We start from the raw sequence: 22,739 nt of genomic DNA on the forward strand, positions 1-22,739 counted from the left end.
CTGCTGCGCCTGCAGGACCTATTCGCTCGGCTTCGCTGCTTCAGTCGGCCGCTGTGTCGCGGCCCGGCGCGACAGCACCGCTTCGCGGTGCGCGATGTACCCGTTCGCACCGAACACGATGCCGGCGCCGATCGCGGTCCACATGTCGATGACTTCGCCGAACAGCAGCCAGCCGAACAGCACGACGATCGGCAACTGCACGAAGCTGATCGGTTGCAGCGCGGATACTTCGCCCAGGCGCAGCGCCCGCGTCCACAGCCATTGGCCCAACGTGCCGAGCACGCCGGTCGCGATCAGCCACAGCCACACCGTCGGACTCGGCCAGACCCACTGGAACAGGGCCGGTATCAGCGACAGCGGCACCCACAGCAGGTAGGTGTAGAACACGATCGTGTCCGGCGGATCCAGCTTCGAGAGCTGCTTCATCTGGATCGCGACCAGCGCGGCGAGCAGCGCACCGACCACCGGCACCAGCATCGCGGCGGTGAACGCCACGCCCGGTCGCAGGATCACCAGCACGCCGAGAAAACCGGCGGACACCGCCATCCAGCGCCGGACACGTACAATCTCGCCGAGCCAGATCACCGCTGCGATCGTCGCGAACAGCGGCGCCGCATACGACAGCGAGATCGCCTGCGACAACGGCAGATGGCCGATCGCCCAGAACGCGCACAGCATCGAGCCGAGACCGACCACGGTGCGGATCACATAGCGGCCCAGATTGCGCGTGCGCGGCAGGCCGGCGCCGCTGCGCAGGATGATCGTCAGCAGGGCGAGCAGGCCGAAGAAGTTGCGGAAGAACGCGACCTCGGTGGTCGGAACGGTCGCCGATGCGTAGCGGATCGCGATCGCCATCAGCGCGAAGGCCGAGGTGCTGCCGAGCATCAGCAACGCGGCCTGCCCCTGCACGGTCGCGGGTCGCCAGCGGAGCAGGGCGCGCGCGCTCACCACGCCGCGCCGACGATTTTCGGTTCGGGTTCCAGCGCCACGCCGAAGCGCATCTGCACCGAGGCCGCGATGCGTCGCGCCAGCCCCAGCAGTTCTGTGCCCTGTGCGTTGCCGTGATTGACCAGCACCAGCGCGTGGCCGGGCGCCACACCGGCGTCGCCATCGCGATGGCCCTTCCAGCCGCAGCGATCGATCAGCCACGCGGCCGAAAGTTTGCGCAGGCCTTCGTCGACTGCGAACACCGGAATGCCCGCATGCGCGGCGACCAGTGCGGCGGCCTGCGCGGCCGGCACGATCGGATTCTTGAAGAAGCTGCCGGCGTTGCCGATCACCGCAGGGTCCGGCAACTTGCTGCGTCGGATGTCGATGACGGCCTCGGCGACGTCGAGCGGGCGCGGCGCGGTGATGCCGCGCGCGGCCAGTACATCGCGCAGGCCCGCGTAATCGAGCACCGGTTCGGCGAAGCGGTGCAGGGCGAACTCGACGGCGGTGACGATCCAGCGATCCGGCAGTTGCTTGAAGATGCTGTCGCGATAGCCGAAGCGACAGGCATCGCGATCGAGCCGCACGAAGTTGCGCGTGTCCTGGTCGAAGGCCTCGACCGCGACCACATGCTCACCGACCTCGACGCCGTACGCGCCGATGTTCTGGATCGGCGCGGCGCCGACCGTGCCCGGAATCAGCGCCAGGTTCTCCATGCCGCCGAGCTCCTGCGCCAGCGTCCACAGCACGAAGCCGTGCCAGTCGGCGCCGGCAGCAGCGCGAACGACGACGCGCTCGCCATCGTCGGAGACCACGCTGCGTCGCGCATCGATGATCGCGAGCGCATCTATGGCATCGCCCGCGAACAGCAGATTGCTGCCGCCGCCGATGACCAGCGGGCGCATATCGCCGTCGAGCGCGGCCAGCGCCTGCGGCACGGCCGCGGCATCGAGCACCTCGATCAGCCGGCGCGCATGCGCGGCCACGCCGAAGGTGTTGCGCGGGCCCAGATCGGCCGGCTGCAGCAGACGGAAGGAGTCGGACATTGCTGTGATCAGAGGCTGGGCAGGTTGCCGCGGCTCGGGGCTTCGCGACGTCGGCGGATCGCTTCGACGCAGTCGCCGATCAGCGCCGGGCCGCGATAGATCAGACCCGAATACACCTGCACCAGCGCCGCACCGGCGGCCATCTTCTTGACCGCATCGGCGCCCGACAGGATACCGCCCACGCCGACCAGCGGAATCTCGCTGGCGAGGCGCGTGCGCATCATCCGCAGCACGGTGGTCGCCTTGTTCATCAGCGGCTCGCCGGACAGCCCGCCGGCCTCGTCGGCGCGGCGGTCGTCCTGCACGCTGATGCGCGAGATCGTGGTGTTGGTGGCGATGACGCCGTCGACATGCAGATCCGACAGCACCCGGGCCGCGGCCTCGATGTCGTCGTCGCTCAGATCGGGCGCCACCTTGACCAGCAGCGGCACGCGCTTGCCGTGTTGCGAGGCCAGGCGCTCCTGCGCGTCGCGCAGTGTGCCGATCAGCCGGCGCAGTGCCTGCTCTTCCTGCAGTTCGCGCAGGCCGGCCGTGTTGGGCGAGGAGATATTGACGGTGATGTAGTCCGCCAGCGGATACACACGCTCGAGGCAGAACAGATAGTCGTCGGCCGCCGATTCGTTCGGCGTGTCCTTGTTCTTGCCGATGTTGATGCCGAGGATGCCGGCGCGCTTCGCGCGGTTCACGTTGGCGACCAGCGCATCGACGCCCTGGTTGTTGAACCCCAGACGGTTGATCAGCGCGCGGTGGCGCGGCAACCGGAACATGCGCGGTTTCGGATTGCCGTCCTGCGGCTTCGGCGTGATCGTGCCGATTTCGACGAAACCGAAACCCAGCGCGAACAGTGCATCGATGTGATCGCCGTTCTTGTCGAGCCCGGCGGCGAGACCGACCGGATTCGGGAACTGCAGACCGAAGGCTTCGGTGGGCAGCGGTTGCGGCGGTGTCGCGATCAGCGACGACAGGCCCACGCGATGCAGCGCGTCCATCGCCGTCAGGGTGAGCCCGTGCGCGCGCTCGGGGTCGAGCCGGAACAGCAGCGGACGGGCGCTTGCGTACATCAGGACGCCGCCGCGATGAAGGCCAGCAGGCCGCCGAAGAACAGGAAGATGAAAAGGAACCCGACGACCGCCATCGCGACCATCAGATAACCGAGCACCAGACCCGCGACCGCGAGGCCATCGCCTTCGAGCGCTTCCGGGCGACGGCGGATTTCGCCGCGGGCCAGATGCCCGGTGACGATCGCCACGACGCTGCCGATGACCGGCAGCAGCGACCAGCCGAGCAGGCCCGCAACGAGACTGACGATCGCCATCGCACTGGTCTGGCGGAAGGCGACGGGAGCATTCATGCGTGTGGACCTCGTACCGGATCGGACACAGGCGAAGCAGACACGCGGTTGCGCGTCGCGGCGGGCATGCAGGCCGGAATTCGCGGCGCCATCGGCGGCGGTCCAGGGAAAGCGGGGGAAGACACGATTATTCAGACACTAGGGCGTCGCGCGCAAGCACACAGGCGCCGCGGATCGAATCCGCGACGCCCGTGATCGACCTCAGAGGTCGAACTTGATGCCCTGGGCGAGCGGCATGGAGTCGGAGTAGTTGATCGTGTTGGTCTGGCGGCGCATATAGGCGCGCCACGCGTCCGAACCCGATTCGCGACCACCGCCGGTTTCCTTCTCGCCACCGAAGGCGCCGCCGATTTCCGCGCCGCTGGTGCCGATGTTGACGTTGGCGATGCCGCAATCCGAACCCCAGGCGGCGAGGAACTGCTCGGACGCGCGCAGGTCGGTGGTGAACAGCGACGACGACAGGCCCTGTGGCACGTCGTTCTGCAGGTCGATCGCTTCTTCCAGATCGCTGTACTTCATCACGTAGAGGATCGGGGCGAAGGTTTCGGTCTGCACAACCTCGGCATCGTTGGTCAGACCGCTGATCAGCGCCGGCAGCACGAAATTGCCCTTGCGGTCGTCCAGCGCGCGGCCGCCGCTCTCGATCGTGCCGCCGCTGGCCTTGGCCTTGGCGACCGCATCGAGATACGCCTGCACACCATCACGGCTGTTGAGCGGGCCCATCAGGTTGGCGGCGTCGGTCGGATCGCCGATCTTCTTCTCGACCTGGCCGTAGGCGGTCTTCAGCTTGGTCAGCACGTCGTCATAGATCGACTCATGCACGAACAGGCGGCGCGTCGTCGTGCAGCGCTGGCCGGCCGTGCCGACGGCGCCGAACACGATCGCCGGGATCGCCAGCTTCAGGTCGGCGGTCGGGTCGACGATGATCGCGTTGTTGCCGCCCAGTTCCAGCAGCGAGCGACCCATGCGCTTGGCGACGCGCTCACCGACCTGGCGGCCGATCTTGGTCGAACCGGTGAAGCTGACCAGCGCGACGCGCTTGTCGTCGACGAAGGCCTGCGCGAGATCGCTGCCGGCATCGTTGAACAGGAAGAAGATGTCCGGGAAGCCGGCCTTGTTCAGCGCCTCGTTGCAGATCTTCATCGACGCGATGGCGGAGAGCGGCGTCTTCGGCGACGGCTTCCAGATCGAGATGTTGCCGCAGACCGCCGCGACCAGCGCATTCCAGGCCCACACCGCGACCGGGAAGTTGAACGCGCTGATGATGCCGACCACGCCCATCGGGTGCCACTGCTCGTACATGCGGTGGCCGGGACGCTCGGAGTGCATCGTCAGGCCGTAGAGCTGGCGCGACAGGCCGACGGCGAATTCGCCGATGTCGATCATTTCCTGGACTTCGCCGTCGCCTTCCGGCTTCGACTTGCCCATTTCCAGCGCGACCAGCGAACCCAACGCGTCCTTGTGCGTGCGCAGTGCGTCGGCGCACAGGCGCACGGCTTCGCCGCGGCGCGGGGCGGGGGTCTTGCGCCAGATCTTGAACGCCGCCTGGGCGCGCTCGACGATCAGGTCATAGTCGGCCTGCGAGCTGGCCTGCACGCGGGCGAGTACTTCGCCATCGGTCGGGTTGACGGGTTCGATGACACCGGCATCGCGGGTCTTCGACCACTCGCCGTTGCCCAGATAGGTGCCCGATTCGGTGCCGGACAGGCCGAGCGCGGTGAGGACGGAATGGGTCATGGACAGAACTCCTTGTGAGCGGACGCCGCCGATGTGGCCATCGACGGACGTACGGTGGGAAGCGGCGCGACGCGGCGCAAGGCCGGCGGGGGAAGTCGCGGTTGGTGACCCCGGCCCGATTCGAACGGGCGACCTTCCCCTTAGGAGGGGGACGCTCTATCCAGCTGAGCTACGGGGCCGTGAAGCCGTACAGGATACCGGACTGCCCTAGCGCCACGAAACCGCGGCGCCGGCCGGGACAGCGACGGCGAGCGTCAGCAGGGGCCGGTGGCCAGTTCCACGCAGTCGCGGCCGTTGGCCTTGGCGGCGTACAGCGCACGGTCCGCGCTGCCGAGGGCATCGTCGACGCCGATCGCCGATGCCGGATCGACCACGTGCACACCGAGGCTCGCGGTGACCCGGATACGCATATCCCCACTGGCGAAGGGCTCATCGCCGAGCGCATGACGGATCGCTTCGGCGATGGCGCCGGCGGCGGCCAGATCGCAGCCGGGAATCGCAGCCACGAATTCCTCGCCGCCGAAGCGGGCGAGCAGGGCGTCGTGCGGGCGCAGGATGCGGCCGATGCGACGCGCGGACCAGCGCAGGCAGTCGTCGCCGGCGAGATGGCCGTGGCGGTCGTTGATCGACTTGAAGTGATCGAGGTCGATCATCAGCACCGCGAGCGGCGTGCCGGTCTGTTTCGCCTGCTGGGCGAGATCGCGGAAGGCCTCGTGGAACCAGGTGCGGTTGTAGAGCCCGGTCAGGCCGTCGCGCCGGCTCGAATCGCGCAGTCGCGCGTGTGCCTCTTCCAGCTGCAGCAGGGTGCTGCGCACTTCCTGGGTGCGCTGGGCGACCTTGCGTTCGAGTTTCTGGTTGGCCTCGGCGGTAATGCGCAGGTTCTCGTGGCGCAGCGCCGCGTAGCGATGGCCCAGCGCGATCGACAGCAGCAGCATCTCCAGCGCAGAACCGATCTGCACGCCGTACTCGGTGGCGAAATTCTTCGGCAGCAGGCCGAACGCCAGCAGGGTGAACACCGCGGTGCCGAGCAGGAACATCGACCACGCGAGCAGCAGCAACCACGCCGGCGCATAGCCGCGACGCAGCACGACGATCGTCGCGATGACGATGCCGACCACGCCCAGCAGCACCGCGCGCGAGGCGACGGGCGTCGAGATGCGCAGCGGCAGCCAGATCGAGGCGATGCCGAACAGCACGAAGAACGCCATCAGCGCGAGCAGCAGCACGTTGCCACGTGGCCAGCGCCGCGGCAGTTCGAGGAAGGTGCGTGAGAACTGCAGCATCGCGATCAGGGCCAGGCAGATCGAGATCGGCACCATGTGGTCCGCCATCCACGACGAGCCTGGCCACAGGTATTCGAAGCCCAGGCCGTTGAGCGTGAACAGCACCAGGCCGAATGCGGTGACGTGGCACAGATACCAGAAGTAACTTGCGTCGCGCAGCGACAGCCACAGCACCAGGTTGTAGAAGAACAGCGCCAGCATGATCCCGTAGTACAGGCCGATCGCCAGTTGCGCGTCGCGCGAGACTTCGGTGAACGCCTTCGGCGTGTAGAGCTGCAACGGCACCTGCATCGAACTCTGGCTGCGCACGCGCACCAGCAGATCGACCGGCTCGCCCAGCGGCAGTTCGAAGCTGAAATTCGGGTGCCGGTAACGCACGCTGCGCGAGGCGAACGGGCGGTGGTCGCCGCCGGCGAAGTGCAGCACGCGACCGTCGGCATACCGCACATGCAGATCGACTTCGTCGCTGAGCGGATACTCCTGGACCAGCATCCAGCGCGGTTCGTGCGGCTCGTGGTTGACCACGCGCGCATGGAACCAGAACGTGCCGCGCTGGAACCCGAATGCATCGGCGCCACCGGGCAGCGGGGCCATGCCGTCCGCGTCGACGCGGCGCCAGGCGGCGGCGAGATCGTCGACGTCTTCGCGGTCGTGGTAGTGGCCGAGCTGCGGCGCCAGCACGAAACGCTCGGTGCCGGGCTCGAGTACGACGTCCGCGCGTTCCAGCGCCGGTGCCAGCAGCGGACAGCACAGACACGCCAGCAGCAGCCAGCATCGCCACGCCTGCACTGTCCTGCCGATCAGCGTCATCCCTTCGCCCCCGTGTTCCATGCATCTCCGCATCGGCCGCATCCATGGCCTCCGAACGCGGGAAGCGTAGACCAGCGGCCGGCCGAAAGCATCCGGCGGCATAATCCGGCGATTCCCTGCAACACAGGTGCTGCCGATGTCGCCCATTCACCGTCGCCCGTTGCTGCCGGTCGCGCTCGTATCCCTGATCCTGTCGGCGGGCGCCGCGTCCGCCTGCGATGCGGGGCGCGTGGTCGGCACGCAGGTCGATGGCGCCAGCGCAGGCATTGCGGGCGTCCGTGTGTCGGATGGCCGCCGCATCGTCGAAACCGGTGCGGATGGACGGTTCGAGGGTCTCTCCGGTCGCGATGCGCCGGTGTTCGTGATCAAGCCTGCTGGCTGGACGCTGCCGCGCGAGGGCGCGAATCCCGCGTTCTGGCGCGCGGCCGGCAGCCGTGGCGATGCCTGCACGTTCACGCTGCAGGCGGGGGAAGCGGCAGGCACGCTCGATGTCGCGGTGTTCGCCGATCCGCAGACCGGCACCGCAGACGAGGTGGGCTACTACGACCGCGCCGTGGTCGAGGCTGCGCGCGCCGTCGGCCCGTTCGGGCTGGGCCTGATGCTCGGCGACGTCACCAATGACGAACCCGCGCTATATCCGCTGATCGATCGTGCGACCGCGCGCCTCGACACGCCGTGGCTGCATGCGCCGGGCAATCACGATCTGGATTTCGACGCGACGGACGATGCGGGTTCGACAGCCTCGTTCCGCGCCGCGTACGGCCCGGAGACCTACGCCTGGGAAACGCCGCAGGCGAACGTGCTCGTGCTCGACAACGTGATCTACCAGCCGGGCGCGCGTCCGGCCTACGTCGGCGGTCTGCGCGAAGACCAGTTCGCATTCGTCGAGGCGTATCTTGCCGCGGTGCCGGTCGATCGCCTGCTGGTGGTCGCCGCGCATGTGCCGTGGTTCGACACCGCATCCGCCGGCGCACCCGAGACGATGCGCAGCGCGGATCGCGCGCGGCTGTTCGCGGCGCTGCAACGGCATCCGCGCGTACTGCTGCTCACCGGTCATCGTCACACCCAGCAGCATGTGTGGCACGACGCGGCAACCGGCTGGCACGGCGAGAGGCCGCTGCACGAATACAACGTCGGCGCGGTCAGCGGCGCGTTTTGGAGCGGCGCCCCCGATGCCGACGGAGTTCCCGACGCGACCATGGCCGACGGCACGCCGAACGGCTTTGCGACACTGCACATCGAAGCCGATGGCGCCTATCGCCTCGCCTGGCATCCGGCGCGCACGTCCGACGATCCGGCGACCACGCAGGCGATGGGCCTGCATGCGCCGCGCGTACTGCGGCAGGGCGCGTATCCGGCCTGGGGCGTCTACGCCAACGTCTACATGGGCCAGGCCGACACGCGCGTCGAGTTCCGCGTCGGCGATGGCGCGTGGGTGCCGATGCGTCGTGTCGAGCGCGCCGATCCGCGCCTGCTGCTGGAGAACGCACGCGACGATCTCGCCGATGCGCTGCGCGGCCTGGACCGTTCGCCCGAAGCGACGCCGTCGATGCATCTGTGGCGTGGCGCGCTGCCGACCGATCGCGCGGTCGGCGAACACGTCGTCGAAGTGCGCGTGTTCGACGCCTGGCAGGGCGAACAGCGTGCGCGCACCACGTATCGCCTCGACCGTTTCGAAAGCGCTGGTTCCAGACCATGAGTGCGGCACCGCCCGACGGTCTGCCGGTGCAGGCATTTGCCGACGAGGCGGCGTGGGAAGCGTGGTTGCTCGCGCACGCGGATGCCGCGGGGGTGTGGTTGAAGATCGCCAAGCAGGGCAATGCGACGCCGTCGCTGACTTATGCGCAGGCGCTCGATGTCGCGTTGTGCCACGGCTGGATCGACGGCCAGAAACGCGGCTTCGACGACACGTGGTTCCTGCAGCGCTTCACGCCGCGCCGCGCACGCAGTCTCTGGTCTGAGCGCAACGTCGCGCATGTCGGACGTCTGCACGCGGCCGGGCGCATCGGCCCGGCCGGGCAACGCGAAATCGATGCGGCGAAGGCGGATGGTCGCTGGGACGCCGCTTATGCCGGCGCAGCGTCGATGGCGGCACCGGACGAACTACAGGCAGCGCTCGCGGCGACGCCCGGCGCGCAGGCCGCATTCGACGCCCTCGACCGGACCAATCGCTATGCGGTGTGCTTCCGGGTCGCGACGTTGAAGACTGCGGCCGGACGCGTGCGCCGGGCGCAGGCACTGGCGGACATGCTCGCGCGTGGCGAGCGTCTGCACGGCTGATCCGCCGGATCGCAAGCAGCGAAAAAAAAAGTCGCCTTGAGGGGTTTTTCACGTCGCGACGCGGCGGCCCAGCGAGTGGCTGCCATGGATGGCAGCCACAAAAAAACCGCACTTGGCGGGTTCTTCGGAGATGACCGGCTGGCGCGCGAAGGCTGGCGGGCGGGTCGTGCGCGTCGCTTGCTGGCGATGGCTGGCGTGCGGCGCGGTGCGATTCTATCGACGCACCGCAGGGTCATGACGAAACGAGAATCACTCTCGGCAGGGCGGTTCTTCGCGGATTGATTCGGACGTCAGCGCGCGCTTGCCCGTGGTGGCGCGTTGCCGGGGCAGTCCCATCTCGCGCCAGCGCATTCCTACCGGCAGAAATTGCGCTTGAAGTCGGCTCTGCATGGCTCTGGTACTTTTGCTCAGGGCGCGATCGGGTACGGGTACACCGCAGGTGGCGGCTCTGCCGGCAGCGTGGCCTGCCAGCGCGACAACGTTTCGCCGATGCGCGCGCCGGCGGCGATCTGCGGACCGGAGCGTTCGTAGCCGAGCTTGCGTTCGCGCTGCTTGATCGCGCGTGCCGCCGAGCGATAGGCGTTCGCGAAATCGCGATCGGCGTTGAGGCCGTCGAGCAGCCAGGCGTGCCCGAAGAACGTGATCGTCGATTCGCTGCCGCAACCGAACGACGGCCGATCGGGACGCGCCGCGGTCAGCACCAGCGTGTCGGGATCCTTGAGCGCGGGCACGAAGCCGCCGGAGTAACAGGCCGAGATCACGACCACGCGATTCACGATGCCGGAGGCGTCGAGCGCCGCGCGCAGCGCATCGGGCGTGATCGTGTCCTCGCTGCCGTCGGGCAGCGCCAGGCCGAGCGCGTGATCGGGTGAGCCGTGCATCGTCAGATACAGGAGCAGCACGTCCCGCTCGCGGTCCATGTGTGCGCCCAACGCGGCAAGCGCATGCTGCAGGTTCGACTCGGTCGCAAGCGGCGTGCCTGCGCCCTTGAGACTGTCGATGTGGTTGACCAGCGCGAGTGCACGCGCATCTGCGCCGAGACGCGGCGCCACCCGTTCGGCGAGAAAACGCACCTCGTTGCGGAACACGTCCTCTGCGGCATCGCCGGCGACCCCGACGACGTACAGCGCCGGCGCATCGCCTGCGCCGTACGGCATCGCCGCGACCGCGGCATCGATCAGCGCCTGGTCGCGCGTCGCCAGCGGTTCGGTCGCCTGCAGCGGCGCGCAGACAAGCAGGCACAGCAAAGCCGTCGTCTGTATCCAGTGTCGAAGCATGTGCCGACCGGACGCCGGCCGCATGTCAGCGGATCGCGTCGATCTGGTCGAACGTGGTCACGCGCGTATGACCATTCGCGGCAGTCGCGTCGCGCGGCTGCGGATAATCGTCGAGTCGGTCGATCAGCACCGTGCGCATGCCGGCATCACGCGCGGCGTCGAGTTCCTCGACCACGTCCGACAGGAACAGGATTTCCGCCGGCGCCGCGTCGAGCGCATCGGCGATGCGCGCATAGCTCTCGGCCTCGCGCTTGCCACCGACCTCGGTGTCGAACCAGTTCGACACCAGCCCGGTGAGATCGCCCGCGTCGCTATGGCCGAAGAACAACTTCTGCGCCGGCACCGAGCCCGAGGAATACACCGCCAGCGTTTCGCCATCCGCATGCCAGCGCCGCAGCGCTTCGGCGGCGTCGGGATAGATGTGCGCGGTGAAATCGGTGTCTTGGTAACCCGCCGACCAGATCATGCCCTGCAGCGCCTTGAGCGCGGTGTGCTTGCGGTCGGCGTCGATCCAGCCCTGCAGCGTCTCTACAATCACCTTGTCGTCGCAGATCGCACCGTGTTCGGTCGCGACCAAGTCGAGCCAGCGGCGCACTTCGGGATCATCGCGATGCGCAGCGACGAAGCCGGGCAGGGCGCGGCGCGCATAGGGAAACAGCACGTCCTTGACGAACGAGATGCTGCTGGTGGTGCCTTCGATGTCGGTCAGGATCATCCGCGCGTCAGCCGGTGGTCGGGGCGTTGAAGTGTAAGGCGTCGGGTGTCCGGTCGCTTGGGCCGTAGTGACCGAGAACCGAAACGTAATGAACCGGTGACTTCTGAAAGGCTTTTTATCTGGCAACGAACGAAGCGAGCATTGCGACGAAGCCCAGCGCGAACATGATCAAAAGCGTTGCCGCTCCAGCTGCGATGGACTTGCCCCAACCTCTCGACCCCGCGCTCGCGATGATCACTGTCAGCACGAGACCTGCCGAGTAAACCCAATAGGCGTAAATGACGAAAGCATCGAATAGGACGACGCATGTCGCAGCGGCAGCCATGCCGGCGATCGACGCAGGTAGAAGCCGGCGGTGAAGGATATCGGTGCGATCTTTCAGTTGGCAAAACGCCACGACATGGCCCAGAGCAAGGCCCAGCAGCAAGCAAGCCACGCTGAGTATCGCGTCGCTCGAGGTCGTGTATGCCGTGAATCCTTGCATCAATCGATACGCCTTAGCAGCTTCGAAAAGTACTCGCTTGGACAGGGCGCGTCATCGGAAAGCACGATCTTTCCGGCGCCTTCGACAACGGTCAGGGTCGTCCACACGAAGCCGGTGGTCGGGGCGTTGAAGTGAAAGGCGTCGGGTGGCCGGCTGGTTTGCATGGCGGTTCGGTCTAAAAACTCAGCTGGTCCGAGCAGCACGTCTGCCATCACTCCGTCGGGCAACACGCGACGCACTTGAAACCCGTCATTCCCGCGCAGGCGGGAATCCAGCGCCTTTGCGTTCAATGAGTGGAAAGCGCACTCGATCCGTGCGTTCGTAGCACACCCTGTCTAGAACTGAGGCCAAGGCAGCCGCCGTTTGCGCGAAAGGCACTGGATTCCCGCCTGCGCGGGAATGACGGTTGATAGTGAGCTGAGATTCCGCACCGCTCGTGCGCCAACGCACTTGCAGTCAGATTGCCGGAATAATCCTCAGCGCGAACCCGGCTCGTACCGCGGAAACTTCTGCGCGATGTCCGAGCCGGTGAAGTGCCCGATCCAGCCGTCCGGTTGTTCGAAGAAGCGGATCGCGACGAAGCGCGGTTCGCTGCCCATGTCGAACCAGTGGGTCACGCCGTCGGGCACGCCGATCAGATCGTCCTTGACGCATTCGATCTCGTAGACCTTGCCGTCGACGTGCAGGGTGAACAGGCCCGAGCCGTCGACGAAGAAGCGCACCTCGTCTTCCTTGTGGAAGTGTTCGTCGAGGAATTTGGCGCGCAGTTCTTCGCGCTTCGGGTTGTCGGGCGCGATGCTGATCACGTCGACCGACTTGAAGCCGCGCTCGGCGCTGATGCGGTCGATGTCGGCCTTGTACGCGGCGATGACCTCGTCCTGCGAGGCGCCGGCGCCCACCGGCTGGGCGGCCTGCCAGCGTTCGAACGTGACGCCGATCGTCTGCAGTTCGCGGGCGATCGCGTCGCCGTCGCGGCTGTCGAACAGCGGCGTGTCGGGGGCGGTGGCATCGAAAATGCGGAGGCGGCTCATGGCGGTCTGGCTCGGCGCGTGGCGGGCCGTCCAGCCTAGCAAAGCCGCATGTCCGCAACGTTGACCGCGGCGGAACGCCGTCGTTCCACCGCTGGTGACGCCGGGGGCGTCAGTGCTGCGCGCGCAGGCGGCGCAGTTCTAGTTCGCAGTGCAGCAGGAACTCGAAGGCTTCCAGATGGCGGCGCGCTTCTGCCATGTCGCGGCCCCAGGCGTAGAGGCCGTGGCCGTCGATCAGATAGCCCCACATCGGACCGGCGTCGAGCAGCGACTCGACCTGCGCCGACAGCACCTGCATGTCCTGACTGTTGGGCAGCACGGGCACGTGGACCGCCATCTCGTGCGTGCTGTTGCCGGCGAACGCCTTCAGCAGTTCGTAGCCTTCCAGACGTACGTGGCCCGCGTCGGCAAACAGGCGCGAGGCGATGGTCTGGGTCGGCGAATGCGTGTGCAGGATGCAGCCGATCTCCGGGAACCGGCGATACAGCTGCGTGTGCAGCAGGGTTTCGGCCGACGGGCGGTGGTCGCTGCCGACGGCGAGACCATTGAAGTCGACGACCATGATGTCGTCTTCCTTCAGCTTGCCCTTGTCGCGGCCGGAGACCGTGATCGCCGCGTGGCGGTCATCGAGGCGGCGCGAAAAGTTGCTGCTGGTGGCGGGCGTCCAGCCGGACTGGGCGAGTTCGCGGATGTTGACGATCAGCTCGCCGGCGAGCTCGCGCAGGCGGTGGATGTCGTAGGGCGTGGGCGTATCGGACATGGCGCGAATTCTAGCGCGCCGCCGTTGCGTCAGCGTGTCGAGCCCCAGCGGGGCGGTTCGCCTTTCAGTGCGCAGACTGCGATCAGCAGCGCCGTCGCCACCAGTACACAGATGCCGAACGCTGTCGGGTGTGCCGAAGGCGGCAGCCGCCATGCGCTGACCGCGAGTGCGCCCAGATACACCGCCAGCACCACCCAGCCCTGCCAGCGCCGCGGCAGGCCCCAGCCGTAGCCAAAGGTCTTCGCCGGAAACCAGTAGTCGTCGTGCCGCTCGCTCATGGCGCGGGCGGTGCTTCGCGGCGGCGCGAGGAGAAGCCGCGATACGCGGCCCAGGCCAGCAGCGCGATGATCGCCGCGCCCATCAGCGTGTCAATTGGCGTTGACCAGACCAGCAGGCCGCAGGCGATCAGCGCGCCCATGCCGAGCAGGCGCTCGCGTCGCCCGGCCGGATGCTGGCGGTTGCCGAGCATCAGGCTCAGGCCGGCAGCGGCGTAGGCCATGACCACGAGCGTCACCGCCATGTTGATGATGGTTTCGAACTGGCTGCCGACGGTATCGGTCACGGTGATGAACGCGATCAGCGTCATTGACGACACGACGATCAGCAGGCCAGGGCCGGCGGCGCCGTTCTTGAGCAGGCGTCCAAAGATCGCCGGCAGGAACCCGCGCTGCGCGGCGCGCGCGCCGGATTCGCCGGTGACCAGCATCCAGCCGCCGAGCGTGCCGGTGGCCTTGAGCGCGGCGGCCGCGGCGATCACCGGGATCGCCCAGACGCCGAACATCTGCCCGGCGACGAGGGCGAACGGTGCGCTCGACGTCGCGAGTTCTTCGACCGGCACGATGCCCATCATCAACACCGACGAGACCATGTAGATCACGCCGGCGAGCAGGATGCCGCCGAGCGTCGCGATCGGCACATTGCGCTCGGGATTGCGGACGACGCCGGCGACCATGGCGCCGGTTTCCAGGCCGATGAAGGCCCAGAACACCGTCGCCAGCGAACCGATCGCCACGGCCGCGTCCGACTGGCCGCTGACGTTCCAGCCGGCGCGATAGATGTCGGGATCGAAGTAGGCCCAGCCGGCGATCAGGATCGCGGCGACCGGCAACAGACCGAACACCACGCAGAACGACTGGAAGCGCGCGATGTTGCGCGGGCCGAGCAGGTTCAGCGCGAACATCGACCAGATCAGCAGCACCTGGCCGACGAGCTGCACGCCCGGGGTTTCGTTGACCGGCAGCAGGATCACCAGATAGCCGACCGCGGCGACCGCGATCGCGTTGTTGCCGACCCACGAGGACAGCCAGTACAACGTCGTCGCCAGAAAGCCCATGTCGCGGCCCAGACTCGGGCGGATGTAGTCGTCCGGCGAATTGAGATCCGGGTACTGCCGGGCGAGCCGCGCGAATGCGCCGCCCAGCGCGACCGCGAGCAGGGTGCCAATCAGCCACGAGAACACCGTCACCGCGCCCGAGCGCGCGAGCGTGGCCGGCAGCAGGAAGAAGCCGGAACCGATCATGTTGTTGGCGACCATGAAGGTCGCCAGCACCGGGCCGATCTTCTTGGCCGTGGAAGTCGTGGACATCGTGCGATCCGCGTGGAAGGCGGCGCGAGCGGCCGCAGGTCGGGAGGCTCTATGGACACACGGCCCGCGTTAGGCGGGCCGTGCGGTTGGATCGGATCAGCGCGGCGGCAGTTGCTGCCGGAGCTTGCTGTGCTTGTAGCCGTAGAGGAAGTAGATGGTGAAGCCGATGATCGTCCACACCAGCAGCACGGTCCAGTTCAGCAGCGGCATCGTCGCGACCAGACCGAGACAGGCCAGCACGCCGAGGGTGCCGACGAGGAACACGGCCGGCACGCGGAACGGGCGATGCAGGTTGGGCTGCGTGCGACGCAACACCATCACGCCCAGACACACGGTTGCGAACGCGACCAGGGTGCCCATCGACACCACGTCGCCGAGCAGCTGGATCGGCAGGAACGCCGCCATCACCGCGGCGACCAGCGCGACCAGCACGGTGCCCTTGTGCGGCGTGCGGTAGCGCTTGTGGATCGCGCCGAAGAAGCGCGGCAGCAGGCCGTCCTGCGCCATCGAGAAGAAGATGCGCGGCTGGCCCATCAGCATCACCAGGATCACCGTGGTCAGGCCGGCGATCGCGCCGATCTCGACCAGTGTCTTCAGCCATGCCAGCGCCGGATAGGCTTCGAGCGCGGTCGCCACCGGCTTGGCCGTGCCGAGCGTGGTGTAGGGGACCATGCCGGTGAGCACCGCGGACACCGCGATGTAGATCAGCGTGCACAGGAACAGCGAACCGAGGATGCCGATCGGCATGTCGCGCTGCGGGTTCTTGACCTCCTGCGCTGCGGTCGAGACCGCGTCGAAGCCGATGTAGGCGAAGAACACGATCGACGCGCCGCGCAGCACGCCTTCCCAGCCGAAGCGGTCGCCGCCCTGGTTTTCAGGAATGAAGGGAAGCCAGTTTTCGGCATTCACGTACTGCGCGCCGAAGGCCAGCAGCAGCAGGATCACCAGCACCTTGATCGACACGATGATCGCATTGGCCGTGGCCGACTGGGTGATGCCCACGTAGCAGAGGATGCCGACCGCGCCGATGATCAGCACCGCAGGCAGGTTGAACAGCGCGCCGGTGGTGACGAACTTGCCGAATTCGCACGCGCCGGCCACGGCCGCCTCGTGCGTGCAGAAGTTGATCGGTGCCTGCGTCAGCGCTGCGGGCAGATGCACGCCGAGACTGTCGAGGAAGCTGACCGTGTAGCCCGACCAGCCCACCGCGACGGTGGACGCCGCGAACAGATATTCGAGCACCAGACTCCAGCCGACGAACCAGGCCAGCGCTTCGCCCAGCGTCGCGTAGGTGTAGCTGTAGGCGCTGCCCGAGGCCGGGATCATCGCCGCGAACTCCGCGTAACACAGGCCCGCCATTGCACAGGCGAAGCCGGCGATGACGAAGCTCAGCATGATCGCCGGGCCGGCGTGGTTGGCCGCCGCGGTACCGGTGATGACGAAGATGCCGGCGCCGATGACCGCGCCCAGGCCCAGCATGACCAGATGCTTGGCGGTCAGCGTGCGCTTGAAGCCGACTTCGCCGCCGAGGCTGCCTTCGACCGGCTCGCCCGCATCGACATGCGGTTGCGCCGCGATCGGCTTGGTAATCATCAGGTTCTTGAACATCGGTGTCCCCGGTTGGTCGTTCGGTGCGGTCCGCGACGGCTGACGGACGTGCCGTCGAGTCCCCCGCGGCCACGCGGCAATCGCCGTACCATGCCAAACGCTGCGTTCCGGCACAAGCAACACAACCGCCGCTTGTGCGCACGCACGGGAACGCCGATGCTGCCGCTCCCGTCACGCCGCGCTGCAGCAAATCCGCCGATGTCGAACCCGTCCATGCCCGATTTCGAACGCCTGTCCGTCCTGCCCCCAGCGGTGCAGGCGCTGGCCCGCGCATTCGCCGATTTCGGTGTGTTGCAGCCTGACCAGCAGGCGCTCGCCGGGGACTTCATCGATCTGCTCGGCGATGCCGAAGACCCGTTCGAGCGCGCGCGACTGGCCGGTCATTTCACCGCCTCGGCGCTGGTGGTCAGCGGCGACGGCACGCGCACGCTGCTGACCCATCACCGCAAGCTCGGCATGTGGCTGCAGCCCGGCGGGCACGCCGATGGCGACCGCGATCTGGCGCGTGTGGCCTTGCGCGAGACCGAAGAGGAAACCGGACTGGTCGGCGTGACGGTGCAGCCCGGCATCTTCGATCTCGACCGGCACTGGATTCCCGAGCACAAGGGTGTGCCCGGGCATTGGCACTACGACGTGCGCTATGTCGTGCGTGCGGGCACGGATGAGACCTTCGCGGTCAGCGAGGAATCGCACGCGCTGGCCTGGGTGCCGCTGCGCGATGTCGCGGACGGCGAGGTCTATGACGCCTCGCTGCGCCGCATGGCACGTCGCTGGCTGGAAATGCCGGCGGGCTGAGCATCGTGTCCGCAGGATGGGATGCGCGCAGCAACAGCTGTCACTGCGCGTACCGGCCGATCAATACAGCACGCGCGTTCGCATCGTCCCGTCGATCTTCTGCAGCTCGCTGCGCAGATGCGCGGCCTGTTCTTCGGTTGCGGCGACATCGATGACCACGTAACCCACGTTCGCATTCGTGCGCAGGTACTGGCCGTCGATGTTGATCGCTTCGCGCGAGAACACTTCGTTGATCTTCGACAGCACGCCGGGCACGTTGCGGTGCAGGTGCAGCAGGCGGTGGCTGCCGATGTGCTCGGGCAGGGTGACTTCGGGGAAGTTGACCGCCGACAGCGTGCTGCCGTTGTCGCTGTAGCGCACGAGTTTCGCCGCGACCTCGATGCCGATGTTGTCCTGCGCTTCGAGCGTGCTGCCGCCGACATGCGGGGTCAGCAGCACATTGTCGTGACCGAGCAGCGGCGATTCGAACGCGTCGTCGTTGCCCTTGGGCTCGATCGGGAACACGTCGATCGCAGCGCCGCCGACCTGGCCGCTGCGCAGCGCGGCATCGAGTGCGTCGATGTCGACCACGGTGCCGCGCGAGGCGTTGATCAGATGCGCGCCGGGCTTCATCGCGTTGATCTCGGCTGCGCCGAACATCAGCTTCGTCGACGGCGTTTCCGGCACGTGCAGGGTGACCAGGTCGCTGCGCGCGAGCAGGTCTTCCAGGCTCGTCGCGCTGCGCGCGTTGCCCAGCGACAGCTTGGTTTCGATGTCGTGGAAGAGCACCTGCATGCCCAGCGATTCGGCCAGCACGCCGACCTGGGTGCCGATGTGCCCGTAGCCCACGATGCCCAGCGTCTTGCCGCGTGCTTCGTGGCTGCCGAGCGCGGACTTGCTCCAGCCGCCGCGGTGGCACTCCGCGTTCTTCTGTGGAATCCCGCGCAGCAGCATGATCGCCTCGGCGACGACGAGTTCGGCCACCGAGCGCGTATTGGAGTAGGGCGCGTTGAACACCGGAATGCCGGCCAGTTCCGCCGCTTCCACGTCCACCTGGTTGGTGCCGATGCAGAAGCAGCCGATCGCCATCAGTCGGCGCGCATCGGCCAGCACTTCAGCGCTTAGATGCGTGCGCGAGCGAATGCCCACGATGTGCGCGTCGGCGATCTTCGCCCGCAGCTCGTCTTCGGGCAGCGATTTGGGATAGATCTCGACCTGCGAGTAGCCGGCGGCGTGGAAGGTGTCGACAGCGCTCTGGCTGACGCCTTCGAGCAGCAGGACGCGGATGTCCTGCCGGGGAAACGAGGTCTTCATCGGGTTGGATTCGCGCGTGGGGGACAGCGCGGGCCATGGTGCCAGAATCGCGCCGGGCGTGTTGCGCCGCAGCGCTGGACGCGCCCAAAGCACGCTGGCACGCTGGCGTCCCGTTCGACCGGCGCCCGACGATGTCCGACTCCCGCGTTTCCAGTCTCCAGGCCGCCGTGCCGACCCTGCGGCTGCTGACCGAGCCTGCGGACCTCGCGCATTACGGCGTCGACTGGACCCGCCGCTGGACGCCGGCGCCGCTGGCGATCGCGCTGCCGGCCAATGTCGAAGAAGTGCAGGCGACGATGCGCTGGGCGCATGCGGAAGGCGTGGCGGTGGTGCCATCCGGTGGTCGCACCGGTCTGTCGGGCGGCGCGGTCGCGGCCAACGGCGAACTGGTGCTGAGCCTGCAGCGCATGAACAAGGTGCTCGGGTTCGAGCCGGCCGATCGCCTGTTGACCGTCGAAGCCGGCATCGCGCTGGAAGCGGTGCACGAAGCGGCCCGTTCGCATGATCTCCAATACCCGGTGGATTTTGCGGCACGCGGTTCGTGTTCGATCGGCGGCAACATCGCGACGAATGCCGGCGGCATCCGCGTGGTGCGCTACGGCAACACGCGCGAGTGGGTGGCCGGCGTCAAGCTGGTGACCGCGACCGGCGAGTTGCTCGATCTCAATCGCGGCCTGGTCAAGAACTCCAGCGGCTACGACCTGCGGCATCTGGTCGTTTCATCGGAAGGCACGCTCGGCATCATCGTTGAGGCGACGCTGCGGCTGGCCGCGCCGCCGCCGGAGACGCGGGTGATGCTGCTGGCGCTGCCCTCGTTCGAAGTGCTGATAGAAGTCTTCCAGGCGCTGCGCGCGCGCCTGCCGCTGGAAGCCTTCGAGTTCTTCACCGATCGCGCCTTGCACCACGTCGTTGCGCATGGCGCGCAGCCGCCGTTCGAGTCGGTGTATCCGTACTACGTCGTCGCCGAGTTCGCCTGCGAGGGCGAGGGCGGCGAGGTGCAGGTGCTGTCGGCGTTCGAGTACTGCATGGAGCAGGGCTGGGTCGAGGACGGCGTGATCAGCCACGGCGACACCCAGGCCGCGGCGCTGTGGCGCCTGCGCGAGGGCATCACCGAAAGTCTCGCGCCGCACGTGCCCTACAAGAACGACGTGTCGGTGCGGATCTCGGCGATGCCGGCCTTACTCGCCCGCACCCAGGCGCTGCTCACCGCCGAGTACCCGCAGTTCGACGTGGTCTGGTTCGGCCATATCGGCGACGGCAATCTGCACATCAACGTGCTCAAGCCGGCCGACATGGCGAATGCGGATTTCGTCGTCGAATGCGAGCGCGTGACCAAGCTGCTGGCGGCGACGCTGGCCGAGCACGGCGGCAGCATCTCGGCCGAGCACGGCATCGGCCTGGTCAAGAAGCCGTATCTGGGTTCGACGCGCAGTCCGGCGGAGATCGCGGTGATGCGCGGCATCCGCCAGGCACTGGACCCGGCCGGTATCCTCAATCCCGGCAAGCTGTTCGATTGAGCGTGCGGTTCAGGCCGCTGCAACACGCCGACGCTAGAGTGTCGGCTGCCGTTCCCGTTCGGAGATGCCCCGCATGATGGTCCGTACCGCACTCGTTCTTCTGCTGACCGGTCTGTCCGCGTCGGCGTTCGCCGGCAGTTTCGCCGGCACCAGCGCGGGCGCCTCGTCCGGCGGGTCGTCAGCGTCGTCGGGCAGCACGTCCGGCGATGACAAGGTGGTGCTGCAGGCGCGCGAAGACGCCGCCGGCTTCGTTGCCAGTGACGGCCGCATCCGCGGCGCGCGACTGGAGGCGGCATTGCGTCATCTGCGCGAGACGCAGAGCGCCGCGCGCGACGCGTCCGATCTCGCACTCGCTCAGGCGATCCTGGCGCGTTGATCCGGCAGGCGCGTGTGCAACTGCGCGCCGCCCTGTTCGTTGTTGCAGTGCTGCTGGCGCCCGTCGCGTCGGCGGCCGGCTGGTCGGTCGCACAACAGGCAGCCGGCGCGCCGCTGACGGCCGCCGAGTCGGCGCGTGCCGACGCCGCGATCGCCGACGCCCAGGCGCGATTGCCACCGAACTGGCGTGACGCGCCGGGGCTCGATGTCGTCATCGACTGGCGCGAGGATCTGCCTGACGCCGTACACGGTCGCACCTTCGGCGCCCATCTGCGTCTGCAACGTGCGCTGTTGACCGATGACGCGGCAGCGCAGCCCCTGCAGGCTGCATTGCTGCACGAATTCGCCCATCGCTACGACCGCTCGACTCATGGCAGTCTGTCGCGCGATCCACGATTGCTTGATCTCGCAGGCTGGCCCCAGCGCCCACTGCGCTTCGGCTTGCGCGTGCGCGACAACGCGATGCGCGATCGCAGTCCCGATGCCTACGAGCTCGCATCGCCGGCCGAGTTCGTCGCGGTCAATCTCGAACACTTTCTGCTCGACGCCGAGTACGCCTGTCGGCGCCCAGCGCTGCACGCCTACTTCGCGACGCACTTTGACTGGGCGCCGCCGCAGGCGGATTGCACGCAGGATCTGCCGTTCGTCGAGGCCGAGCCGGGTGCCGACGTCGCGCCGTTGCTCGCGCTGGATCCGGCGCGCGTCTACGCCGTCGACTACCTGCTTGCAGAGGGCAACGCCCGGCCGATGAGCCGCTGGGGCCACAGCATGCTGCGGCTGGTGATCTGCGCACCCGGCCGCGCGCCGGGGCCTGACTGCCGCCTCGATCTCGCGCATCACCGCGCGCTGTCGTTCCGCGCCTTCGTCGACGATGTACAGATCTCCAGCCTGCGCGGACTGACAGGACGCTATCCCTCGCGCTTGTTCGTGTTGCCGCTCGACCAGGTGATCGACGAGTACACGCGCATCGAGTTGCGCGGCTTGCAGTCGATTCCGCTGCAGCTGTCGCCGGACGAAATCGCCTCGTTGCTGACGCAGGCCGCGAACCTGCACTGGAGCTACGACGGGCGTTACTACTTCGTCGGCAACAACTGCGCGGTCGAGACCTGGAAGCTGCTGAAGACCGGCGTGCCGCGTCTGGCCGACGCACGGCTGCGCAGCATCACGCCGACCGGCTTGCTGCGGAAACTCGTGCGCAGTGGCGATGCGGATCAGAGCGTGCTCGACCGCGAGGATGCGGTGCGTGCCGGTTACTACTTTCCGTCTGCGGATGCGGAGTACCAGGCGCTGCTGGACATCGCTCGCGCGGTGCAGCCGTTGCCGGTTGCGCGGGTCGATGACTGGCTGAAACTACCGCCGGATGCGCGCGCGCCCTGGCTCGCGGACGCGCAGCTGCGCGATGGCGCGGCGCTGCTGGTGTTGGAGCATGCGGCGCGGCGACGGGAGGAACTGCGGCTGCGCGATGTACTCAAGCGTCAGTTGCCCGATCCGCGGCACGCGGCGGATGCGGCGCCGGCCATCGCGACCCTGCGCGCATTGCTGGCGGCGGGAAACAGCCTCAGTCGGCCGGCGCAGCTGCTGGGGACCGGCTACGGCTTGCCTCAGCCGGCCGAACTCGCGGTGCTACAGGACGATGTGGAAACGCGTGCGCAAGGGCTGCGCGGACTGCGTGGACAGCTTGAGAATGAAGCGCGCGCGGCATTGGCGCCCGAGGCACAGGCGCGAATCTCGGCGCTGGACCGGAACGTGGATGCGCTGGGTGCGCGGCTGCGCGCGCTGCATCGAGAGGCGGGTGGGCTGCAGCTGGATTGAGCCGAGCCGTGTAGGAGCGCGCTCGCGCGCGATAAAGCGCGCGCCGCAATGCC

Annotated in this window: 23 protein-coding genes and 1 tRNA gene; 7 read left to right on the forward strand and 17 right to left on the reverse strand. The window is 67.7% G+C overall.

From position 1 onward, the window contains the following. Positions 1-18: 18 nt before the first annotated feature. From LU699_RS16325 to LU699_RS16355, 7 genes are all read right to left on the reverse strand, one after another. Positions 19-885: a DMT family transporter gene (locus LU699_RS16325; protein ID WP_232136170.1), complete on the reverse strand. Its 867-nt coding sequence runs from the start codon at positions 883-885 to the stop codon at positions 19-21. 59 nt (positions 886-944) lie between these two features. Beyond that, positions 945-1,988, reverse strand: a complete 1,044-nt coding sequence (murB, locus tag LU699_RS16330) for a UDP-N-acetylmuramate dehydrogenase (protein ID WP_425491126.1) — start codon at positions 1,986-1,988, stop codon at positions 945-947. After that, on the reverse strand, positions 1,985-3,037 hold the full coding sequence (locus LU699_RS16335; RefSeq protein ID WP_232135764.1) for a quinone-dependent dihydroorotate dehydrogenase: 1,053 nt from the start codon (positions 3,035-3,037) through the stop codon (positions 1,985-1,987). Before LU699_RS16335 ends, murB begins: the two co-directional genes overlap by 4 nt. Beyond that, positions 3,037-3,327 carry a DUF4190 domain-containing protein gene (locus tag LU699_RS16340; RefSeq protein WP_232135763.1) on the reverse strand — a complete coding sequence of 97 codons (291 nt, stop codon included), beginning with the start codon at positions 3,325-3,327 and terminating at the stop codon, positions 3,037-3,039. The genes LU699_RS16335 and LU699_RS16340 overlap by 1 nt, the downstream gene beginning before the upstream one ends. A gap of 201 nt (positions 3,328-3,528) precedes the next feature. Then, a complete protein-coding gene (gene amaB / locus LU699_RS16345; RefSeq protein ID WP_232135762.1) occupies positions 3,529-5,064 on the reverse strand; it encodes an L-piperidine-6-carboxylate dehydrogenase in 1,536 nt (511 codons plus the stop codon). A 102-nt stretch (positions 5,065-5,166) separates the two neighbouring features. Beyond that, positions 5,167-5,243 (reverse strand) — tRNA-Arg (locus LU699_RS16350). 75 nt (positions 5,244-5,318) lie between these two features. Then, positions 5,319-7,178 carry a sensor domain-containing diguanylate cyclase gene (locus LU699_RS16355; protein ID WP_232135761.1) on the reverse strand — a complete coding sequence of 620 codons (1,860 nt, stop codon included), beginning with the start codon at positions 7,176-7,178 and terminating at the stop codon, positions 5,319-5,321. 115 nt (positions 7,179-7,293) lie between these two features. Here LU699_RS16355 and LU699_RS16360 point away from each other — a divergent pair, with 115 nt between their 5' ends. The 3 genes from LU699_RS16360 (at position 7,294) to LU699_RS16370 (ending at position 9,719) form a co-directional block, all read left to right on the forward strand. Further along, the gene (locus tag LU699_RS16360; RefSeq protein ID WP_232150130.1) at positions 7,294-8,856 is read left to right on the forward strand and encodes a calcineurin-like phosphoesterase C-terminal domain-containing protein; all 1,563 of its coding nucleotides are present in this window, start codon (positions 7,294-7,296) and stop codon (positions 8,854-8,856) included. Then, a complete protein-coding gene (locus LU699_RS16365; RefSeq protein ID WP_232135758.1) occupies positions 8,853-9,437 on the forward strand; it encodes a YdeI/OmpD-associated family protein in 585 nt (194 codons plus the stop codon). The genes LU699_RS16360 and LU699_RS16365 overlap by 4 nt, the downstream gene beginning before the upstream one ends. A gap of 84 nt (positions 9,438-9,521) precedes the next feature. Continuing rightward, positions 9,522-9,719 carry a hypothetical protein gene (locus tag LU699_RS16370; protein ID WP_232135757.1) on the forward strand — a complete coding sequence of 66 codons (198 nt, stop codon included), beginning with the start codon at positions 9,522-9,524 and terminating at the stop codon, positions 9,717-9,719. A 125-nt stretch (positions 9,720-9,844) separates the two neighbouring features. On the opposite strand, the gene LU699_RS16375 is transcribed toward LU699_RS16370, so the two are convergent. The 9 genes from LU699_RS16375 to LU699_RS16415 form a co-directional block, all read right to left on the reverse strand. Next, a complete protein-coding gene (locus tag LU699_RS16375; RefSeq protein WP_232135756.1) occupies positions 9,845-10,714 on the reverse strand; it encodes a C13 family peptidase in 870 nt (289 codons plus the stop codon). A 25-nt stretch (positions 10,715-10,739) separates the two neighbouring features. Then, a complete protein-coding gene (gene mtnC / locus LU699_RS16380) occupies positions 10,740-11,429 on the reverse strand; it encodes an acireductone synthase (protein ID WP_232135755.1) in 690 nt (229 codons plus the stop codon). 115 nt (positions 11,430-11,544) lie between these two features. Then, entirely contained in the window at positions 11,545-11,913 is a 369-nt protein-coding gene (locus tag LU699_RS16385) for a hypothetical protein (RefSeq protein WP_232135754.1), read from the reverse strand. After that, positions 11,913-12,125: a hypothetical protein gene (locus LU699_RS16390; RefSeq protein ID WP_232135753.1), complete on the reverse strand. Its 213-nt coding sequence runs from the start codon at positions 12,123-12,125 to the stop codon at positions 11,913-11,915. Before LU699_RS16390 ends, LU699_RS16385 begins: the two co-directional genes overlap by 1 nt. Before the next feature lie 264 nt (positions 12,126-12,389). Continuing rightward, positions 12,390-12,944, reverse strand: a complete 555-nt coding sequence (locus tag LU699_RS16395; RefSeq protein ID WP_232135752.1) for a 1,2-dihydroxy-3-keto-5-methylthiopentene dioxygenase — start codon at positions 12,942-12,944, stop codon at positions 12,390-12,392. Positions 12,945-13,053: 109 nt separating this feature from the next. After that, on the reverse strand, positions 13,054-13,701 hold the full coding sequence (locus LU699_RS16400) for a methylthioribulose 1-phosphate dehydratase (protein ID WP_232135751.1): 648 nt from the start codon (positions 13,699-13,701) through the stop codon (positions 13,054-13,056). 29 nt (positions 13,702-13,730) lie between these two features. After that, entirely contained in the window at positions 13,731-13,979 is a 249-nt protein-coding gene (locus LU699_RS16405) for a hypothetical protein (RefSeq protein WP_232135749.1), read from the reverse strand. Beyond that, positions 13,976-15,286 (reverse strand): amino acid permease, encoded by a 1,311-nt coding sequence (locus LU699_RS16410; RefSeq protein ID WP_232135747.1) that lies wholly within the window; start codon positions 15,284-15,286, stop codon positions 13,976-13,978. The genes LU699_RS16405 and LU699_RS16410 overlap by 4 nt, the downstream gene beginning before the upstream one ends. A gap of 96 nt (positions 15,287-15,382) precedes the next feature. Further along, the gene (locus LU699_RS16415; protein WP_232135746.1) at positions 15,383-16,894 is read right to left on the reverse strand and encodes an amino acid permease; all 1,512 of its coding nucleotides are present in this window, start codon (positions 16,892-16,894) and stop codon (positions 15,383-15,385) included. A 198-nt stretch (positions 16,895-17,092) separates the two neighbouring features. Between LU699_RS16415 and LU699_RS16420 the strand changes: the two genes are divergently transcribed. Then, positions 17,093-17,689, forward strand: a complete 597-nt coding sequence (locus LU699_RS16420) for an NUDIX hydrolase (RefSeq protein WP_232135745.1) — start codon at positions 17,093-17,095, stop codon at positions 17,687-17,689. Between the two features lie 60 nt (positions 17,690-17,749). Here LU699_RS16420 and serA read toward each other — a convergent pair whose 3' ends face one another. Further along, positions 17,750-18,982, reverse strand: coding sequence for a phosphoglycerate dehydrogenase (serA, locus tag LU699_RS16425; RefSeq protein ID WP_232135744.1), 1,233 nt, complete (start codon positions 18,980-18,982; stop codon positions 17,750-17,752). 131 nt (positions 18,983-19,113) lie between these two features. Between serA and LU699_RS16430 the strand changes: the two genes are divergently transcribed. The 3 genes from LU699_RS16430 (at position 19,114) to LU699_RS16440 (ending at position 22,686) form a co-directional block, all read left to right on the forward strand. Beyond that, complete coding sequence (locus LU699_RS16430) at positions 19,114-20,499, forward strand: FAD-binding oxidoreductase (RefSeq protein WP_232135743.1); 1,386 nt, start codon at positions 19,114-19,116, stop codon at positions 20,497-20,499. 76 nt (positions 20,500-20,575) lie between these two features. After that, entirely contained in the window at positions 20,576-20,875 is a 300-nt protein-coding gene (locus LU699_RS16435) for a DUF2388 domain-containing protein (RefSeq protein WP_232136169.1), read from the forward strand. After that, on the forward strand, positions 20,875-22,686 hold the full coding sequence (locus LU699_RS16440; RefSeq protein WP_425491661.1) for a DUF7844 domain-containing protein: 1,812 nt from the start codon (positions 20,875-20,877) through the stop codon (positions 22,684-22,686). Before LU699_RS16435 ends, LU699_RS16440 begins: the two co-directional genes overlap by 1 nt. The last annotated feature ends 53 nt before the right edge of the window (positions 22,687-22,739 follow it).

Origin of the sequence: Luteimonas fraxinea, from assembly GCF_021233355.1 — a bacterium.
Classification (GTDB): domain Bacteria; phylum Pseudomonadota; class Gammaproteobacteria; order Xanthomonadales; family Xanthomonadaceae; genus Luteimonas; species Luteimonas fraxinea.

Excerpts from the sequence above, each read along its gene's own strand:
- LU699_RS16325 (WP_232136170.1), bottom strand. The coding sequence starts at position 885 with ATGCTCGGCAGCACCTCGGCCTTCGCGCTGATGGCGATCGCGATCCGC.
- LU699_RS16335 (WP_232135764.1), bottom strand. The coding sequence starts at position 3,037 with ATGTACGCAAGCGCCCGTCCGCTGCTGTTCCGGCTCGACCCCGAGCGC.
- LU699_RS16340 (WP_232135763.1), bottom strand. The coding sequence starts at position 3,327 with ATGAATGCTCCCGTCGCCTTCCGCCAGACCAGTGCGATGGCGATCGTC.
- amaB (WP_232135762.1), bottom strand. The coding sequence starts at position 5,064 with ATGACCCATTCCGTCCTCACCGCGCTCGGCCTGTCCGGCACCGAATCG.
- LU699_RS16355 (WP_232135761.1), bottom strand. The coding sequence starts at position 7,178 with ATGGAACACGGGGGCGAAGGGATGACGCTGATCGGCAGGACAGTGCAG.
- LU699_RS16360 (WP_232150130.1), top strand. The coding sequence starts at position 7,294 with ATGTCGCCCATTCACCGTCGCCCGTTGCTGCCGGTCGCGCTCGTATCC.
- LU699_RS16365 (WP_232135758.1), top strand. The coding sequence starts at position 8,853 with ATGAGTGCGGCACCGCCCGACGGTCTGCCGGTGCAGGCATTTGCCGAC.
- LU699_RS16370 (WP_232135757.1), top strand. The coding sequence starts at position 9,522 with ATGGATGGCAGCCACAAAAAAACCGCACTTGGCGGGTTCTTCGGAGAT.
- LU699_RS16375 (WP_232135756.1), bottom strand. The coding sequence starts at position 10,714 with ATGCTTCGACACTGGATACAGACGACGGCTTTGCTGTGCCTGCTTGTC.
- mtnC (WP_232135755.1), bottom strand. The coding sequence starts at position 11,429 with ATGATCCTGACCGACATCGAAGGCACCACCAGCAGCATCTCGTTCGTC.
- LU699_RS16385 (WP_232135754.1), bottom strand. The coding sequence starts at position 11,913 with ATGCAAGGATTCACGGCATACACGACCTCGAGCGACGCGATACTCAGC.
- LU699_RS16390 (WP_232135753.1), bottom strand. The coding sequence starts at position 12,125 with ATGGCAGACGTGCTGCTCGGACCAGCTGAGTTTTTAGACCGAACCGCC.
- LU699_RS16395 (WP_232135752.1), bottom strand. The coding sequence starts at position 12,944 with ATGAGCCGCCTCCGCATTTTCGATGCCACCGCCCCCGACACGCCGCTG.
- LU699_RS16400 (WP_232135751.1), bottom strand. The coding sequence starts at position 13,701 with ATGTCCGATACGCCCACGCCCTACGACATCCACCGCCTGCGCGAGCTC.
- LU699_RS16405 (WP_232135749.1), bottom strand. The coding sequence starts at position 13,979 with ATGAGCGAGCGGCACGACGACTACTGGTTTCCGGCGAAGACCTTTGGC.
- LU699_RS16410 (WP_232135747.1), bottom strand. The coding sequence starts at position 15,286 with ATGTCCACGACTTCCACGGCCAAGAAGATCGGCCCGGTGCTGGCGACC.
- LU699_RS16415 (WP_232135746.1), bottom strand. The coding sequence starts at position 16,894 with ATGTTCAAGAACCTGATGATTACCAAGCCGATCGCGGCGCAACCGCAT.
- LU699_RS16420 (WP_232135745.1), top strand. The coding sequence starts at position 17,093 with ATGTCGAACCCGTCCATGCCCGATTTCGAACGCCTGTCCGTCCTGCCC.
- serA (WP_232135744.1), bottom strand. The coding sequence starts at position 18,982 with ATGAAGACCTCGTTTCCCCGGCAGGACATCCGCGTCCTGCTGCTCGAA.
- LU699_RS16430 (WP_232135743.1), top strand. The coding sequence starts at position 19,114 with ATGTCCGACTCCCGCGTTTCCAGTCTCCAGGCCGCCGTGCCGACCCTG.
- LU699_RS16435 (WP_232136169.1), top strand. The coding sequence starts at position 20,576 with ATGGTCCGTACCGCACTCGTTCTTCTGCTGACCGGTCTGTCCGCGTCG.